We start from the raw sequence: 16,834 nt of genomic DNA, 5'->3' as shown, positions 1-16,834 counted from the left end.
TTAAGGTTTCGATTGATTCTATATAAAATAAATCAAGGGTATTGCCTTTAAGAAATTTTAAGAGGCAGTACCCTGTTTTTGTTGCTCGTTATTTTTTAGTGAGTCTACTAATTAGATTTAATTTTCAACAAAAGTTAAGTACTTAAGTAAGCGGTGGAACACATACCGGGTGGGATAAAACAGCCCCACTGTTTGAAGTGGAGCTGTTTTTAAAAAATCCTTCTCTGGCAATTTTTTTGATGTAGTTATACTGTTTCCGTATAAGCTTTTTGAATTCCCCATCGGATAGCTCATTATACCTGATGGGACACTCACGGAAACAATATGTTGAGTTTACTGAGAGCGAGCGTATTGACACACTCATCGGTTGCCAGCACTTTGGAGATACGATTCTTTGCCAAAACAATTTTCGCATTACTTTGTTAGTAACATAATTAAATAAATTCCATAGAATATAGCAGAATAATTTCATAGAAGGAAGGATTTTTGATGTCTAATCCTGAAGATCAACAACAATCTCACCAACAAGTTCAACAAGTTCAACAACTTTGGGCTATTGATGCTGGAGTGTCATCATACGTAGCAGTAGGTCAACGAGCCGTTACTAGTCTTAAGAATATAGCGAATGCAACCGCTGAAGGGATGGGTTTAAATTTATCTTACCAAGTTATTATGGCTGATCCAGATCAAGCCAATGATGTTATTGCAGAGACCATTGATGAGGAAGGTAATATAGTATCTGTTGATTTTACCGGTGGTTATACACGAATGGATAATGTATTAGTAAATACAGCTATTCCTGTTTTTCTTACCTTTAAAAAACCAGGCACTTATATATTTACGCTCCAATTATATCATACAGATACAAAAACTGTGCTTGCTGAAGATATAGAAATTGCTGTGGCTGTGAGACTGTAAATAATTTTGCTGGTAAGTGCTGTATATAGATCAGCCTGATATATAATAAGTAAAACATCTCCTTTATCCGACTGAGATGCTTTACTTATTTACATAATCTAGTGCTCAGTGCCTTTTTTCTAATAAAATCTTACTCGATTTCAACCTTGTGCTTCTTTTTTAACTCATCGGTTTTCTTAAATGCCAAAGCCAAGTAAGATCATTATCAACAAAGAGTGTTAAGTGTTCCGTAATAGTGAAAATGGTGATTCGTCTATTTTGATAGCTGCTTCACAGGCCGTTGTGGTCAACAAGGGTTAATAATTGAAATATTTGATAGCCTAGGATAGTTAAATATAGCCCATGCATCAAGACTTAGAAATCTTGTTCATTGACTAGAGGAGAAGAGGTATTGTCTCTTATGATTAAGATACAATACCCTCTTTTCATTTCACATTCATTAAGTTCTCCAATAAGTTCCAGTAAGATTTGATCAATTAGGATAGTTGAAGGATGTAAATGGTTTTTTTGGTACCTTTTTGATTTATGATATAATTAAAGTGGAATCCAGACATGATTAATTTGGTTTCTAAAATGCCAAGCAAAGGATTTGGATAGGATGGAACCGATCTTTAGTAGCAAAAAACGAATAATTAAAATCACCTACGTGACCTTGGTGTTTGTCCTTTTCTTGGTATTGAATTTTTCTGTCTCAAAGGGAATTACTCCTAATGGCGGCGACCTTGAAGTAATTATAGGCGGTCAGTCTATCTTACAGAATCAAACCATTTTAACGGATGCTTATAGCGGGGAAAATGGTAAGGATACTAGATATACTGGTGGTATAAGTGATGACTGCCTTTTTTTAGCATTAATATGGGTAATATATTTTAATTGGAGATACAAGAGTGTATTGTACTGGAGTAGAAGATATACCCTTGTATCTCTGTGTGTCCGTATGGACGAATGAACCCTGCCCTAATCTAATCAATAATCTTTTTAGAGCCGGATATTTTGGCTTTGTTTTGGTGTGCGGATTTTATGATGAAAAGATTGGGGATAAGGGTATGTACAGTTTAGAAATTAGCGATGTATGGAAAAATTATCAAACAAGGAATAAAGAAAAAATTGCAGTATTAAAAGGTCTTAATTTGCAGGTAAAAGAAGGAGAAATGGTTGCTGTCATGGGACCCTCGGGAAGCGGCAAAACAACTCTCTTAAATATCATCAGCGGCGTGGATCGTTCAGATCAAGGAAGTGTCTGGATTGACGGCCAGTGCCTGTCCGAGATGAATAAAGCAGAACTGGCCTTATTCCGAAGGAGAAGATTAGGGATGATCTTTCAGGACTTTAATCTTATCGAAAGCCTTTCCGTGAAAGAAAATGTCCTGCTGCCGATGATTCTGGACAAAAAGCCGGCGGAGGAACAGGAAGAGCAGGCGGAAAAAATTCTCAAGATCCTCGGCATTGAAGATACCCAAGCTCATAATATTACGGAAATATCCGGCGGTGAGAAACAGCGGGCGGCCATCGGCAGGGCGCTTATCAATAATCCTGCTCTTATTTTGGCTGATGAACCGACAGGAAATCTGGATTCCAAGTCCACCCGGGAAGTGATGAATTATTTTCTCCGGGTCAATCGAGAATTCGGCAGCAGTTTTTTAATGGTTACCCATGACACCTTTGCCGCCAGCCATTGTCACAGGGCCCTTTTGTTAAAAGACGGTGAATTTTTGGCTGAAGAACAGCGGAAAGGCAGCAACAAGGAATTTCTTGATTCCCTGACTGAAATGCTTACCTTGATCGGAAGTGAGCAGGATGACATTCTTTGATATTTCCAGGAAAATGTTAATGGTCAACTTCCGGCGTTACCGGCAGTATTTTTTATGTAATGTCTTTTCAATTGTCCTGTTTTACTGTTTCGCCGCCATCTTTACCAATCAGGCGTTTATGGATCCCAAGAGCGTTAACAGCTATATTTCCAGCAATGTATGGGCCCCAAGTTTATTTGTGGGCATTTTTCTCGTAACATTTATCCCCTATTCCTACCAACAATTCATGAAGCTGCGCAAACATGAATACGGCATTTTAATGACCATGGGAATGAGTGAAAGAGAAGTGCTGGTTAATATGCTCCTGGAACAGTGCGTGACTGCCGGGATATCTTTGCTCAGCGGTTTGTTCTTGGGCACTCTGGCAGCTTTTGTCTTTTATTTCGTGATTCAACACGGGATCGGAGTAACTGGATTGCGTTGGTATTTTAATCCCGCGTCCTATAAATGGACAGCACTGCTCTATGGTCTAACCATCCTCTTCACCCTAGTAATGAGTGTTTTAGGGTTTAAAAAGACGGACCTAATCGATCTGATTAAAGATAAATTCCGAGGGGAAAAGAATAGAAAATCAAAAAGAGGACGATTCATCTCCGGTGTGGTCTTGGCTGCTGTTTCAGTACCGATGATGATTCTTGGTTATGTTTATGCTAATTCGGGGCTTTGGTTTGTAATTAGCCTTATCTTTATGTTTGCAGGTTCGGGTTTGATCATTGCCCAGGTGGAGAGTTTGGATGACTTTTGGACTAAAGTAATCCCGGGATTTCGGGAGGGGCATTTTCTCGGAATCTCTTTTAACAGGCAGCATGCCAAATCTCAAGTCAGGATTAGCATTATAGCAGCCTGGCTGCTTGGATTTTGCATATTTTTTGCCGGATCATGTGTGGTTATGTATCCGGCCCTTACCAAGGATGCTATCAGAAATTCCCCTTATGATTTAGAGTATTCCCAGATTTTCAGCAAGAACCAGGTGACTGACAGTGATATCGCAAGCTTATTGGCTCAAAACGGGGTATCGGTCCGAACGGTTAAGCAAGTGGATTATTTGAGAAACGGTGCATTTAATTTGCTTCCGCTTTCCGAAGTTAATGAAGAATTTGGTTGTAACTATCATATTCCCGAGGGTAAGTTTCTGATGGTTTTCCAGTCTGACTTGCAGGACGGATACAAACATTATTTTTCTTCCCCTTCAACAGTTGGTTTTGATTGCGGCAGGGATAAAATGGAATTAAAGTCCGTTGGGAGCGATGTGCGTATCTTATTCAACCGGAATCCGACCTTGGCTGATCACACTTTGGTCTTAAACGATACTGATTACAAGACTATAGCCGCGGTACGCACCGACTATTCCAAAGGGATCATCAAGCTGTACTCTTTTGGCAATTGGCAGGATTCGGGAAAAGGAATAGCTGCCGTCCAGAAATATTTATTAGAAAAGAATCGGGTTGACCAGTCGATACAACAACGTTACTATCGGGCTACCTCCAGGATTGAATCCTACACATTGGCTAAGCAGTCAGCAGAGTTTTTGCTTTTTGTGATGTTATTCGCCGAGATTTTGTTCTGTGCGGCATCCAATATTATGATTCAGTTTAAGATTAAGGCCGAAGCGGAAAAAGAGCAGAGAATATTATTCGGTCTCTACAGGCTGGGGGTAACGGCCGAAGAAATGCTGGCAATGATCCGGCATAAGAACATATATTACTATATGCCTCAGGTTATCACCGGTCTGTTTATTGGGAGTTTTTATGGCTATGCCGTAAATGAATTTTATGGATTTGGATGGCAGGCTGCCGTGTACAGTTTGATTATTGGCTCAGGCCTAACAGCGCTTCAATTCGTTGTGGTGCTGAGATATTCCAGAAGAGAATTGCTGGGCTTTGGTTTTTTTCAATAGCCAGAAATGATAACCTCAGTGGCGTTGCTAGTATTGTCTCTTGGATTTTAAGAGACAGCGCCCCGCTATAACTCGATTTATAGACTAGGAATCCTGTTAAACTTTAAAAAGTTGAATCCTTTGGGTCAAATTAGCGAGGATGATAAAATCTATGTTCAGTGATAGGGACTTAACTATTGAACGAGCGAATCGTTTTATTCTCGCTGAACTTGAGAGGCAAGGGATTAGGGATATATCTCCTTCACATGGGGCGGAGGACGGGCTTTATCTGGCATTTGTTCTGCAGTGTGATTGTCGTTATTTGACGGAGTAGTCTTTCCTCTCTTATAATTAGTAAAGTGCTATAGAGACTAATATTTTAAGGCAAGACATTTATAGAGCCTTGCCTCAAGGTAAAAGGAGTGCAAAACACAAAAATGTTTCGTTCAAAGCTAATTTTGGCAGCCATTTCATTGACATTGTTACTAAGTGGCTGCTCATCAGCATCAAGCAGTCAACAACAAACACCGGCACTTCCAAAAACTATTAATGCGTCCTATGTGTCCAGGCCTATTAATGTCCCTTCAATTGTTGCTCAAGATAAAAAAATGTTTGAAACGGAATTTGCAAAGGATAATATCGAATTCAAGTGGCATGACTTGACGACACCGGATAGTCAGTTAGAAGCCCTTGCTTCAGGTTCTTTAGATTTTGCCAATAGCCTTAATAATCTCTCGGCTATATTGGCCAAAGCAAATGGTAATGACATTAAGGTTATTTCGGCTTATTCAGCCTTTCCCAAGGGTATAGCATTAGTTGCCGGATCGACTGCGGGGATTAGCAATGAGGCGGATCTTAAAGGCAAGAAAATCGGGCTTCAAAGCGGTACGATGCTCTATCAAATGCTTATTGAAGATCTAGCAAAATCAAACCTCAAGAAAAATGACATTACTATAGTCAATATGGATTCATCCAGTGCCTTAACGGCCTTATTAAGCGGTCAAATTGATGCCACAATCCTGCCGGACCCATTACTTTCAAAAGCCATTGCCTCGGGAAAAGCTACAAAAATTCGAAGCGCCGAAGGATTGATTTCAGGATTATCCGTTATTGCAGTTCGAAGTGACTTTGCGAAAAATTATCCAAACTTGGTTAAGCAATTTTTACAAATACATAAACAGTCCCTTGATTGGAGTACAAATAACCTGGACCAAGCTCTTCAGCTTGCAGCGACGAAAAATCAGATGGACATAAAAGCTGTTAAAAGAATGTATCCTGAATTTTCCTTTGCTATGAGTATGGATAATGCTAAGGTAGATTTAATTCAATCTGCAGAATTCCTTAAAGAAGAGGGCATGATCTCAAGTGACACAGATACCACAAACCTTATAAATGACTTAATTGATACAAGCTTCATGCCGCAGTAATCGTTTCAATTTTAGTTACAATAGGAGTTTTTCTATGTTAAAGCAAGTAAAAATAAGATTGCAAGGGGTTATTTTGCCTCTTGCAATCATTCTTATTTGGCAGCTTGTTAGTAATTATGGAATGGTAAACAGTTATATCTTGCCATCACCACACCATATTTACTTCCGATGTATACAGTTAATCGAGAATGGCAGCCTGCAACAAAACATATTGGCGAGCTTAATTCGAGTTGTCATAGGATTTTTAACAGCTCTACTCTTATCCATACCCCTAGGAATAATATTAGGCTTAAATCAACGAGTAAAATTGTTGCTAAATCCCATCTTGAGTTTTTTTCAACAAATTCCCGGCATTGCGTTAATACCAATATTCATTCTTTGGCTGGGGATAGATGAAACCTCAAAAATAGCCATTATCGTTTATTCCGCGATATTTCCAATCTTATTAAATACCATTAATGGCATAGAAACAACGGATAAGAACCTTATAGAAGTGGCGATAATTAACGGGATATCAAAGGTTGGCTTAGCCTATAGAGTATATCTGCCAAGTATGCTGCCAAGCTTATTTGTAGGAATGAGACTGGGATTAAGTTATTGTTGGCGATCCTTAGTCGCTGTTGAATTACTAGGGGCATCGAAGGGCTTAGGATATTTAATACAGCAAGGAAGAGAATTGGCTCAACCTGAAACCATGTTCTTAGGAGTATTCATTATAGGGTTGATTGGTATGAGCTTTGATAATGTATCAAAGGGATTTGAGAAAAAAATAATTAGATTTAAATCTAATGACTATAAAGAGGATTAACGATGAGTCTATTAGAAATTCACAATGTATGTAAGAATTTTAAAATAGGAAATGAATCAGTAAGCGTTCTGAATGATTTGACGTTGACTGTCAATAAAGGAGAACTGGTCTGTCTGTTAGGGGTTAGCGGATGCGGTAAAACGACCTTCTTACGATTAATCTCAGGCTTAGAAAAACAGACTTCGGGTACGATTTTAATCAATGGCACTCAATATAAAATAAGAAACAGAACAGTAAATATGGTATTCCAAGAACCCAGGTTATTCCCCTGGCTTTCTGTTCAAGATAATATCATTTTTGGCTTAAAAAGAAACGATCATAGCAAAGCAAAGAATTTAAAAGTTACTGAAATAATAAATAAACTGGGATTAAGTCCTTATATCCACGAAATGCCCTATAAATTATCAGGCGGAATAGCACAACGAGTAGCCCTAGCAAGAGCTATAGTGACAGAACCCGAGCTCTTGCTTTTAGATGAGCCCTTTTCATCACTAGACTCAATTACTAAAAACAGCATTATGGAAGATCTGCTGGACTTGTGGAAATCCGCCAACATGACCATAATCCATGTAACCCATAATCTGGATGAAGCGATTATGCTGGCTCAAAAAATAATAGTATTAAAATACAGAAACAATAGTACGGAATGCTTTGATATCATGAATTTATCCTATCCAAGAAACCCTGAGAGTGATTACTTTAAAGAATTAAAAAGCAAAGTATTTAACAGTTACTAATTTAAAAGACTTTTTACAAAGTTTATTTTTATATTTGATTTCTCCAACAAAAGGCTTTTTGAGCCTTTTTTTTACTAATCAGAAAGTATAACTTCCGTTGCATACTTTCTGAAGCATAAGAGCAACTATGGCGGCCGCCTGCGCCTGAAAGGCTTGACGCCAGCCAAGTTTTCTAAATTATTTAAAGCGAATTTAGGGGTTTTGAAACTTTTTAAAATGTTTTTATTAACTACAAAAGGGTTTATTTACATACATAAACGTGACAGATGCTATTTAGATATTAAACTTAAAGAGAAGAGTTGTGTGAGTATTACGAGTTTTCCAGGAAAGGAAAACTTGTAATACTCCATGATGTAATCTACCTACTGGATAGCAAGTTTGCAAAGAGAGTTTAAAAAAAGGTGGTAAACACATGGCAGGCAAAGCAGGACAAGTAAAAAAATTGTCCAGACGTTCTTTCTTTAAGTTTGTAGGGGGAGCAAGTTTAGTCGGTGTTTCGTTAAACTTGGCTGGCTGCGGCGAACCCCTTACACCCGATAAAGCTGTCGGAGGAAGTGGCTGGATGCCAACCCAATACAATGCACCAGGCAGCTGGCCAACTAACGTGCGCGGCCGGGTTCCAATTGACCCGGAAAATCCTTCAATTGTCAGGGATGACCAAAAATGTATTCTTTGTGGTCAATGTATTGAAGCTTGTGAGAAGGTTCAATCGGTGTTTGGCAATTACAAGCTGCCGATTAAAAAGGAAATTGTTTGTGTAAATTGCGGACAGTGTATTCAATGGTGTCCATCCGGAGCAATTTCAGAACGGGATGATATTAATAAAGTGCTAAAAGCTATCGCAGATCCCAATATTACGGTTGTTGTGCAGACTGCTCCGGCAACTCGTATTGGACTTGGCGAAGAATTTGGCATGCCTGTCGGGACTAATGTTCAGGGCAAGCAAGTTGCGGCATTGAGAAAATTGGGGTTTGACGTAATTTTTGATACAAACTTCACAGCGGACCTGACAATAATGGAAGAAGGCACTGAGCTGGTTAAACGTATTAAAGGCGAATTGGATAAGCCTATTCCCCAGTTCACATCATGCTGCCCGGGTTGGGTTAAGTTTGTGGAGTATTTTTATCCGGATCTGATTCCTAATTTATCTTCTGCCAAGTCTCCTCAGCAGATGGAAGGGACTTTGATGAAAACCTATTATGCTGAAACAAAAAATGTTGACCCCAAAAAGATCTTTTCAGTAGCCATCATGCCTTGTACAGCCAAGAAATTTGAAAGCCAGCGTCCTGAAATGGCAACAGCCGGAAAAGAACTTAAGGACAGTAAGGTTACCCCTGATGTGGATGCTGTTCTGACAACCAGAGAGCTGGCCAGAATGATCAAGCGGGCCGGTATCGATTTTAACTCTCTTCCAGACGACCAGTATGATCAGCTGATGGGTTCCGGAACCGGGGCAGGAGCGATATTCGGTACTACCGGCGGTGTCATGGAAGCTGCGGTTCGTTCTGCCTATTATCTTATCACCGGACAACAACCGCCTTCAGCCCTTTGGGGTTTAACTCCTGTAAGAGGAATGCAGGGTGTTAAAGAAGCAGCCGTGAATATCCCCGGTGTCGGCGACATAAAAGTTGCAGTCATTTCCGGTCTGGCTAATGCCCGCAAAGTTATGGATCAGATTAAGGAAGGCAATGCCCCCTGGGCTTTCATAGAAGTTATGGCTTGTCCGGGAGGCTGTGAATATGGCGGAGGACAACCTCGTGCCTCATCTCCTCCTTCAGATGAAGTTCGCAATAGGCGTGCAGCTTCATTATATACAATTGATGCTAATGCCAAACTGCGCAACAGTCATGATAACCCCCAAATCAAACAAGTCTATGCTGATTTTTTAACCAGCCCCATGAGCGAGAAGGCAGAAGAACTATTGCATACAACTTATATTTCCAGGGCTGAAACCTTTGACCCTAAAAAGCCCGAAAGCAGCAAATTATACTAAGTATGGAGGTGAAAGAAGATGGCAAAGGGAGTACTCGTAGATATACCAAAATGTGTAGGTTGTGAAAGCTGTTCCGTAGCCTGTAAGTTATGGAATGAGCTTGAATGGGACCCTCAGGAAAAGACCAAGACTGCTGCAGACAGAGCTGAGGAACCCAACAACGGCTTATGGCCGGAAGAATGGACATCGATCAATCGTTATGAATTTAAGAACAACGGCTCGTCAGTTTGGAGATATGTCAAAACCCAATGTTTTCACTGTGAAGAGCCGGCCTGTGTATCAGCGTGTTTTTCCAAGGCATTACAAAAGCTTCCTGAGGGACCGGTTATCTATGATCAGAAGCTGTGCGTTGGTTGTCGTTATTGCATGATGGCATGTCCTTTTGACATGTTGAGGTATGAATGGAAGAAAGCCATTCCTGGTGTAAGGAAATGCCAGATGTGCCCGACAAGAGTTGCCAATAACATGGAAACGGCATGTACCTCTGTGTGTCCCACTGGGGCAATAACCTTTGGAGACAGAGAAGAATTGCTGGCAGAAGCCAAAAAGAGAATCAAAGAAAATGGTTATATAGATAGAGTATATGGAGAAAAAGAAGCAGGGGGAACCTCCTGGCTTTATATCTCGGATACTCCATTTGAACAGATGAGATTCAGGACGGATGTAACTACCAAGCCTTTGCCTTCCTATACAGAAGGATATATGAAAATGACACCAATTATCGGAGTCAGCTGGGCGGCCATATTAGCCGGATTATTTATATTTAACAATAAAGACAAGGAACCTCTGGAGTGATACAACGAATAGCGGAATGGAGGGAAATGTATGGAAATTGTTAGTACACTCGTAAATCGTGCAGGAGAGAAGTTATCCAGCGTGAGATGGCGGTTTAGAATAACCCCCATGAGGTTGGTGTTTATGGCCATTGCGGCTGCGGCCATAGCAGTCATTCTGGTGCGTTTTATACTAGGCCTGGGTGCAACAACCAACCTTAATGATCAGTGGCCATGGGGATTATGGATTGCCTTTGATGTATTGTTAGGGGTAGCCTTGGCGGGAGGCGGTTATGGAACCTGCCTTATAGTATACGTCCTGCGCCGGGATAAGTTTTATCCAATAGCCAGAAGCACAATGCTGACCTCTTTACTAGGTTATATTGTTGTCGTTCTCGGCCTCTTGATTGAAGTAGGACAATGGTTTAACTTCTGGAGACCCTATGTATCATGGGGACATGCCAGTGTATTGTTTGAAGTTTTCTGGTGTGTTTCCTGTTACACATTGATTCAGGTCCTGGAATTCTGTGAAGTAGCAACGGAGAAAGTATTTAAAGGCTTCCACAAGTACCTTAAGAAAGCAATGCCGGTACTGCTGGTTGTCGGTATTACACTGCCCACACTTCACCAATCATCTCTGGGCGAACTGTTCTACATAATGGTTGGCAAAGAGAACCCTCTTTGGTGGTCCGTATTTCTGCCGCCCTTCTTCTTGTTATCATCATTTTTCGTTGGGGCAGGGATGATTATTGTGGAAAGCACTTTAGCCGGAAAAGCATTCAATCATCAAGTGGATATCTCTGTCTTAAGAGGATTGGCCAGAATATCTGGCGGAGCAATGATCTTATATTTAGTCTTAAAGGTCGTGGATATAGCGGTAAAGGGAACCTTGGCCAATGTTTTTGCCTTTGATCTGCCCAGTATCCTGTTCCTGTGCGAACTGGTTTTTGGAGTCATAATTCCTATAATCATAGCCTTTAGTTCCCTATCCAGCACCCGTAAAGGCTTGATTTGGTTTGGAATACTGAATGTTGCCGGAGTAGTTCTCAACAGGTTTGATGTTGTGTTTACAGGATTAGGAAAACATTTGAACCAACATGGCGGCTATTATTTCCCCGCTTGGACAGAGTTTATCGTCAGCTTGGGATTAGTATCAATAGCTTGCTTAGCTTACCTGTTTATCGTAGAAAACTTCAATATTATCGAGCATCAGGGAACAGAACATGATAAAGGCATAATAAATGACGATGAGGATTTTGCTGTCACTGCTAAATAAGTACTTATCCCCTGTAAATTCTCGTGGATTTTAGGCGCCTAACACATTTATTAATCTTTATAGCACAGGTCAAGCAATTTTGCCTGTGCTTTTTGTTTGCAGAAATGAGGTGTCTTTATGATTTATAATTGTCAGGTTGTCTATCATTACGATAATTGTCTTGATACAAAAAAGGCTTATGTTAACCTTTGCCGGTTATGTATCGATGCCTGTCCCCAGCAAGCCATTTCCTTATATCGTGAACTCGATACCAAACGCTGCACAGAATGTGGGGTTTGCATGGCTGTTTGTCCCAGCGATGGCTTTGTCTATCGCACTGTTGATGAACTCTATGAGTATATTAGACGTTCGGAAAAGATTGTTTTGAACTGCCCCCAAGCAATTCCGGCAGGGTATGAAATATCTTGTCTAGGGATTATCGACCGGGATTTATGGATGACATTAATGTTGTACGCCCGGGAGAAGGAGTTGACTATATACACCGGAGTGTGTGCAGATTGTCCCGATAAAAAAGCTTGTGAGATGAGTGTGCAGATTTTTAAGGAAGTGCATGATGCCTGGAAAGAACATCCGCCGATTAAGATAAAAGTGGCCGCTGATGATGGGAACTGTGAAAATGAGACAAAAGGATGGCGTGACGTCGGTCGCGAGAGATTAGAAGGAATATTACAAGGGAACACTTCTGGAGAATCCTATCTTATTCCGAAGACACGGCAGTTCTTGATGGAAACTTGGAATTCCCAACAATCTGAGATTCCAAAGCTCCCTATACCGGTCTTACATGTTAAGGATAATTGTACAAATTGCGGGGATTGTCCGGAGATCTGCCCCCAGGGAGCTTTGACGAAAAAGGATACTAAGGAACAGTTTTCCTTGATTTATGAACCGTCAAAATGCGTCCGCTGTCAAAGATGTATCAGTATATGCCGTTCTAGAGCTTTAACTATGGAATGTAAATCCTTATCCTATCGTTTACTGGCAGGTAAAGTTCTTCTGCACCAAGGCAAACGACGATTTTGTTCTCACTGTGGCAAGGAAGTGTTTGATAACTTAGAGCCGCCATTGTGTATGGATTGTGTAACAAGTGATAAGTAAGCAGGCTTGTACCAAGAATCTTACGCGCGTAAGATTCTTGGTACAAGCTGTTTATTATGGCTGGATCATTTAGAGATAAGAATACAATATACAGCAGTTTAAATATAATATTTACCCTAAAATATTCCTTAACATGAATAAAATATATGGTATATTATTATAAAATAAGTTAAGAAATAACTTATTTAAGATGAGGTTCAGCTTAATGTCTAAGACAAGATGAATGATACTATCTGGCTGGGCTTAACATGATTTTTAGGGAAAATTGAGGTGGTAATTTAAAAAAATCACAAGAAGTTACATAGGAAATGACGGTAGAATAGCTATTGAAATTTAACAATAGTACTAAGAATTTTGGAGGCTAAAAGATGTTTAATAAGAAGATTTTTATGATGATTTCACTTGTACTCATCTCAATGTTAGTTTTAACAGGCTGCTCAAGCTCTGCCCCCAGTTCCGCAAATAGCGGGGATAATAATGAAGCCTCGGCTCAAAAGCATAAGATCGCAATGGTTACAGACGCACCGATTGCAGACGGCGGATGGACAACCGCATGCTATCATGCAATGTTAGATGCAGCTAAAAAGAACGGTTATGAAACAGCATACTCAGAAAACGTAAAACAAGCAGATTATGTTTCTATGTTCAAGCAATATGCAGATTTAGGATATGACTTGATTTTTGCCCCGGGTGCCCAATACTCTGATGCCATCAAAGAATTAGCTCCGCAATATCCTAAAGTTGGTTTTATTTTGCTCAATGGTACCGTAGAAGGAATTGATAATGTAGCAAACGTTATGCCCAATGCCCAACAAATCGGCTATTTGGCAGGGGCACTGGCCGGGCTTCAAACTAAGACTAATTCAATAGGTTTTATTGGCGGTATGGAGCTTGATACAACTAAAACAAAACTGGCAAGCTATGAAGCAGCTGCTAAAAAGGTCAATCCTAACGTATCTGTTACCAATGCTTATGCAGGTACCTTTGATGATTCTGCAAAAGGAAAAGAAATCGCTACATCCATGGTTTCTACAAAAAATGTTGATGTTATTTTCGGAGATGCCAGTGCTGTCGATGCAGGTGCCAGACAAGGTCTGAAAACAAGTAAAGATCGCTATGCTATTGCCCAGCCTGGAGACTTCCTGAAAGATGACCCTGAAACCATCATCAGCAGTATTTGTACTGACAACTCTGCTTTAATTGACGTTTGCATGCAAGACTTTGCAGCAGGAAAATTTGGCGGCAAAACTGTTTACGGAGACCTCAGCAACGGTTGCTTAAGCGTTGGACAGTTTGGTCAAAATTGCCCCAAAGAAGTACAAGATGAGTTTTTGAAAATCGTAGAGCAAATTAAAGATGGGTCATTTATCAAGTAATTAAACACTGTTAGTATAGAGATTTTTTTCTTAAAACTTGTCTTGCAATAAGCTGAAAAGTGGCGAAAGAAGATTTAGATCCATATAATTTTCGCCACTTTTTTCTTTATAATTTTCTTTTTTACAGACGAAAGGTGGGCTAAATAGCTTGGGTACCTTTTTGAGAATGGAGAATGTTACTAAGTCTTTTGGCAAAGTAGTAGCCAATAAGAACATTAACTTAAGCATAGAAAAAGGTGAAGTTCATACCCTTCTTGGCGAAAACGGAGCTGGAAAAAGCACCCTGATGAATGTTCTGATTGGGCTTTATCAACCTACAGAAGGGGATATTTTTATAAATGATGTTAAAGTAAAAATCGATTCGCCGGCTAAAGCTGTGAAACTTGGGATAGGAATGGTTCATCAGCATTTCATGCTTGTTGAGGATATGACTGTCTTTGAAAACATTATTTTAGGTATTACCAAAGACAGCTCTGTTTTTATCAAAGCTGAGGCTATTAAAAAGGAGATACTTGAGCTTTCCGAATCTTATGGCCTTAATATAGATATGGATAAGAGAATAGAAGATATTTCTATAGGAGAACAGCAGCGTGTCGAAATCCTTAAGGTGTTATATCGTGGTGCAGAGTTACTGATTTTGGATGAACCGACAGCTGTTTTAACGGATGAAGAAGCAGAAAGCTTGTTTGATATTATCAAACGTTTGGTTGCTGAAAATAAGACGGTGATTTTTATTTCTCATAAAATGAGGGAAATCATGAAAATAAGTGATCACATCACTGTGCTGAGGAGCGGAGAGGTTGTTACCACGGTTAAAAAGGAAGAAACCGACCCTGACATTTTAGCATCTCTGATGGTTGGACATGAATTTGTCCCCTCTAAGTTTGATAAGCCCGTTGCTCAGGGCGAGGTTATGATTTCCTTAGATCATATCTGCTATCACAAAGAAATGAAGCACAGCGGTTTAAATAATCTGAGCCTGGAAATAAAACGAGGCGAAGTGCTGGGAATTGCCGGTGTGGATGGGAATGGCCAATCTCAGCTTGCCCAGTTAGTTACGGGTTTGATAGAGCCTGATGAAGGTGAAGTCATTCTAAAGGCCAAAAAGATATCGAATTTTGGTTCCTTAGAATTTATAACATCCGGGGTCTCTCATGTGCCGGAAGACCGCAATAAAATGGGTCTTGTCGGGGATATGAGCATTAGTGAAAATTTAGTCTTGAAATCCATCGAGTCCGAGCAGTTTTCTTATTTTAGAGGGCTGAAATTGAAGAAAAAAAATATTGACGCTTATGCCAAGAACTTAGTGGAGAAATATGACATTAGGTGCTCTTCTCCTGAGCAGGCAGTAAAAAATCTTTCCGGCGGCAACCAGCAAAAGGTGATTATTGCCCGAGAGCTTGAAGCTAAGCCGGATCTTTTGATTGCTGTACACCCCACCCGCGGTTTGGATATCGGGGCTACTAATTTTGTACACGAATGTATCATAAGTGCTCGTGATTCAGGCTGCGCCGTTTTACTGATCAGTGCCGATTTAGATGAGGTGCTGAAGCTTTCTACACAAATTTCCGTGATGTATGAAGGCAGATTAATGGGTTCTTATCCCGGCGATAATCCGCCTATTAAACAAATTTCTCTTGCTATGGCAGGTAAACAAATTTTGAATTGAGGAAAACGATATGCGTTTACAAGAGACATTTTTTAAAGTGGCTATCCCACTTATCGCGATATTGCTGGCCTTTCTGGTTGGCGGAATGATTATTGTTGCTATTGGCAAAAGTCCAATGGAGGCCTATTTATTTCTGTTTAAAGGGTCTTTCGGATCAGAGGCGGCTTTGGCCACAACCCTTGTAAAAGCGACGCCCCTTATATTTACCGGACTTGCCGCAACCTTTGCCTACCGCTGCGGTGTGTTCAATTTAGGTGCTGAGGGGCAATTTATTATGGGGTCAATAGCCAGTATTATGGTTGCTACTTTGCTGCCAAAGGCAGTGGCACTTCCGGCTCCGATCATTTTTATCATAAGCATGATTGCAGGCATTGTATTTGGTGGTTTTTGGGGTGCCTTACCAGGCATGTTGAAAGTATGGCGGGGTTTAAATGAGCTGATTGTCAGTATTTTGCTGAACTATGTAGCAACTTTGTTCATGAGCTATTTGGTGAATGGTCCAATGATGGAGAGAAATATTCCCCAGACCGCTGCTGTTGGAGATCAACTTAGAATTCCTTTGCTGTCAAATACTATGCGCCTGCATTATGGCTTTTTTGCTGCCCTCTTGGTTGCACTGCTTATTCACTATTTCTTGTTTCAAACATCGAAGGGACTTCAGCTTCGTTCTGTTGGATTAAACCAGATGGCTTCAAAAGTCTATGGAATTAATGTCAGTCGATTTGTGCTGATTTCTTTTATTATTTCTGGGGCAATAGCCGGACTTGGGGGGAGTATCGAAGTCCACGGGTATTCGTTTAGACTTATGCCGGGTTATGGCAGCGGCTTTGGTTTTGACGGTGTTGCTATTGCATTAATCGGTCAGCTTAACCCTATTGGAACGGTTATTGCCGCTTGCTTTTATGCCGCTTTGCGTACTGGTGCTAATATGATGCAAGTTGCCTCAGGAATTCCCACATCGGTAGTGGCTATTGTTCAAGCGCTGGTTATCATTTTTGTCATAGCAGGCACGGCTTTAACCAATCTGCCAAAAACAAAGGCATTACTTCTAAAAGTATTTAAGGAAGTGTAAATT

Annotated in this window: 14 protein-coding genes; all 14 read left to right on the top strand. The window is 40.4% G+C overall.

The genetic code is table 11. The annotated features are described in order from the left end of the window. Positions 1-489 precede the first annotated feature (489 nt). The 14 genes from DESOR_RS23840 (at position 490) to DESOR_RS23775 (ending at position 16,831) form a co-directional block, all read left to right on the top strand. Positions 490-918, top strand: a complete 429-nt coding sequence (locus DESOR_RS23840; RefSeq protein WP_014187160.1) for a hypothetical protein — start codon at positions 490-492, stop codon at positions 916-918. Positions 919-1,805: 887 nt separating this feature from the next. Then, positions 1,806-2,729: an ABC transporter ATP-binding protein gene (locus DESOR_RS23830; RefSeq protein ID WP_014187158.1), complete on the top strand. Its 924-nt coding sequence runs from the start codon at positions 1,806-1,808 to the stop codon at positions 2,727-2,729. Next, a complete protein-coding gene (locus DESOR_RS23825) occupies positions 2,716-4,626 on the top strand; it encodes an FtsX-like permease family protein (protein ID WP_042331595.1) in 1,911 nt (636 codons plus the stop codon). Before DESOR_RS23830 ends, DESOR_RS23825 begins: the two co-directional genes overlap by 14 nt. Before the next feature lie 151 nt (positions 4,627-4,777). Beyond that, positions 4,778-4,939, top strand: coding sequence for a hypothetical protein (locus DESOR_RS30470; protein WP_014187156.1), 162 nt, complete (start codon positions 4,778-4,780; stop codon positions 4,937-4,939). 103 nt (positions 4,940-5,042) lie between these two features. Further along, on the top strand, positions 5,043-6,032 hold the full coding sequence (locus DESOR_RS23820) for an aliphatic sulfonate ABC transporter substrate-binding protein (RefSeq protein WP_014187155.1): 990 nt from the start codon (positions 5,043-5,045) through the stop codon (positions 6,030-6,032). Between the two features lie 34 nt (positions 6,033-6,066). Then, on the top strand, positions 6,067-6,840 hold the full coding sequence (locus DESOR_RS23815; RefSeq protein ID WP_014187154.1) for an ABC transporter permease: 774 nt from the start codon (positions 6,067-6,069) through the stop codon (positions 6,838-6,840). A gap of 2 nt (positions 6,841-6,842) precedes the next feature. Beyond that, positions 6,843-7,577, top strand: coding sequence for an ABC transporter ATP-binding protein (locus DESOR_RS23810; RefSeq protein ID WP_014187153.1), 735 nt, complete (start codon positions 6,843-6,845; stop codon positions 7,575-7,577). A gap of 412 nt (positions 7,578-7,989) precedes the next feature. After that, entirely contained in the window at positions 7,990-9,570 is a 1,581-nt protein-coding gene (locus tag DESOR_RS23805) for a [FeFe] hydrogenase, group A (RefSeq protein ID WP_014187152.1), read from the top strand. Positions 9,571-9,588: 18 nt separating this feature from the next. Continuing rightward, a complete protein-coding gene (locus tag DESOR_RS23800; RefSeq protein ID WP_014187151.1) occupies positions 9,589-10,365 on the top strand; it encodes a 4Fe-4S dicluster domain-containing protein in 777 nt (258 codons plus the stop codon). Positions 10,366-10,395: 30 nt separating this feature from the next. Further along, positions 10,396-11,619: an NrfD/PsrC family molybdoenzyme membrane anchor subunit gene (gene nrfD / locus DESOR_RS23795; RefSeq protein ID WP_014187150.1), complete on the top strand. Its 1,224-nt coding sequence runs from the start codon at positions 10,396-10,398 to the stop codon at positions 11,617-11,619. A 117-nt stretch (positions 11,620-11,736) separates the two neighbouring features. Beyond that, positions 11,737-12,714, top strand: coding sequence for a 4Fe-4S dicluster domain-containing protein (locus DESOR_RS23790; RefSeq protein WP_014187149.1), 978 nt, complete (start codon positions 11,737-11,739; stop codon positions 12,712-12,714). Between the two features lie 368 nt (positions 12,715-13,082). After that, positions 13,083-14,090 carry a BMP family protein gene (locus DESOR_RS23785; protein ID WP_014187148.1) on the top strand — a complete coding sequence of 336 codons (1,008 nt, stop codon included), beginning with the start codon at positions 13,083-13,085 and terminating at the stop codon, positions 14,088-14,090. Positions 14,091-14,256: 166 nt separating this feature from the next. Further along, the gene (locus DESOR_RS23780; RefSeq protein WP_242832401.1) at positions 14,257-15,759 is read left to right on the top strand and encodes an ABC transporter ATP-binding protein; all 1,503 of its coding nucleotides are present in this window, start codon (positions 14,257-14,259) and stop codon (positions 15,757-15,759) included. Positions 15,760-15,769: 10 nt separating this feature from the next. Then, complete coding sequence (locus DESOR_RS23775) at positions 15,770-16,831, top strand: ABC transporter permease (RefSeq protein WP_014187146.1); 1,062 nt, start codon at positions 15,770-15,772, stop codon at positions 16,829-16,831. The last annotated feature ends 3 nt before the right edge of the window (positions 16,832-16,834 follow it).

Origin of the sequence: Desulfosporosinus orientis DSM 765, from assembly GCF_000235605.1 — a bacterium.
In the GTDB taxonomy this organism is placed as follows: domain Bacteria; phylum Bacillota; class Desulfitobacteriia; order Desulfitobacteriales; family Desulfitobacteriaceae; genus Desulfosporosinus; species Desulfosporosinus orientis.
Note: the sequence above shows the minus strand (reverse complement) of the source record. Positions and strands in the feature narration are given on the sequence as shown.

Bases quoted from the DNA above. Each gene is read 5' to 3' on its own strand.
- DESOR_RS23810 (WP_014187153.1), top strand. From the start codon at position 6,843: ATGAGTCTATTAGAAATTCACAATGTATGTAAGAATTTTAAAATAGGA.
- DESOR_RS23775 (WP_014187146.1), top strand. From the start codon at position 15,770: ATGCGTTTACAAGAGACATTTTTTAAAGTGGCTATCCCACTTATCGCG.
- DESOR_RS23800 (WP_014187151.1), top strand. From the start codon at position 9,589: ATGGCAAAGGGAGTACTCGTAGATATACCAAAATGTGTAGGTTGTGAA.
- DESOR_RS23820 (WP_014187155.1), top strand. From the start codon at position 5,043: ATGTTTCGTTCAAAGCTAATTTTGGCAGCCATTTCATTGACATTGTTA.
- DESOR_RS30470 (WP_014187156.1), top strand. From the start codon at position 4,778: ATGTTCAGTGATAGGGACTTAACTATTGAACGAGCGAATCGTTTTATT.
- DESOR_RS23785 (WP_014187148.1), top strand. From the start codon at position 13,083: ATGTTTAATAAGAAGATTTTTATGATGATTTCACTTGTACTCATCTCA.
- DESOR_RS23805 (WP_014187152.1), top strand. From the start codon at position 7,990: ATGGCAGGCAAAGCAGGACAAGTAAAAAAATTGTCCAGACGTTCTTTC.
- nrfD (WP_014187150.1), top strand. From the start codon at position 10,396: ATGGAAATTGTTAGTACACTCGTAAATCGTGCAGGAGAGAAGTTATCC.
- DESOR_RS23780 (WP_242832401.1), top strand. From the start codon at position 14,257: ATGGAGAATGTTACTAAGTCTTTTGGCAAAGTAGTAGCCAATAAGAAC.
- DESOR_RS23825 (WP_042331595.1), top strand. From the start codon at position 2,716: ATGACATTCTTTGATATTTCCAGGAAAATGTTAATGGTCAACTTCCGG.
- DESOR_RS23815 (WP_014187154.1), top strand. From the start codon at position 6,067: ATGTTAAAGCAAGTAAAAATAAGATTGCAAGGGGTTATTTTGCCTCTT.
- DESOR_RS23790 (WP_014187149.1), top strand. From the start codon at position 11,737: ATGATTTATAATTGTCAGGTTGTCTATCATTACGATAATTGTCTTGAT.
- DESOR_RS23840 (WP_014187160.1), top strand. From the start codon at position 490: ATGTCTAATCCTGAAGATCAACAACAATCTCACCAACAAGTTCAACAA.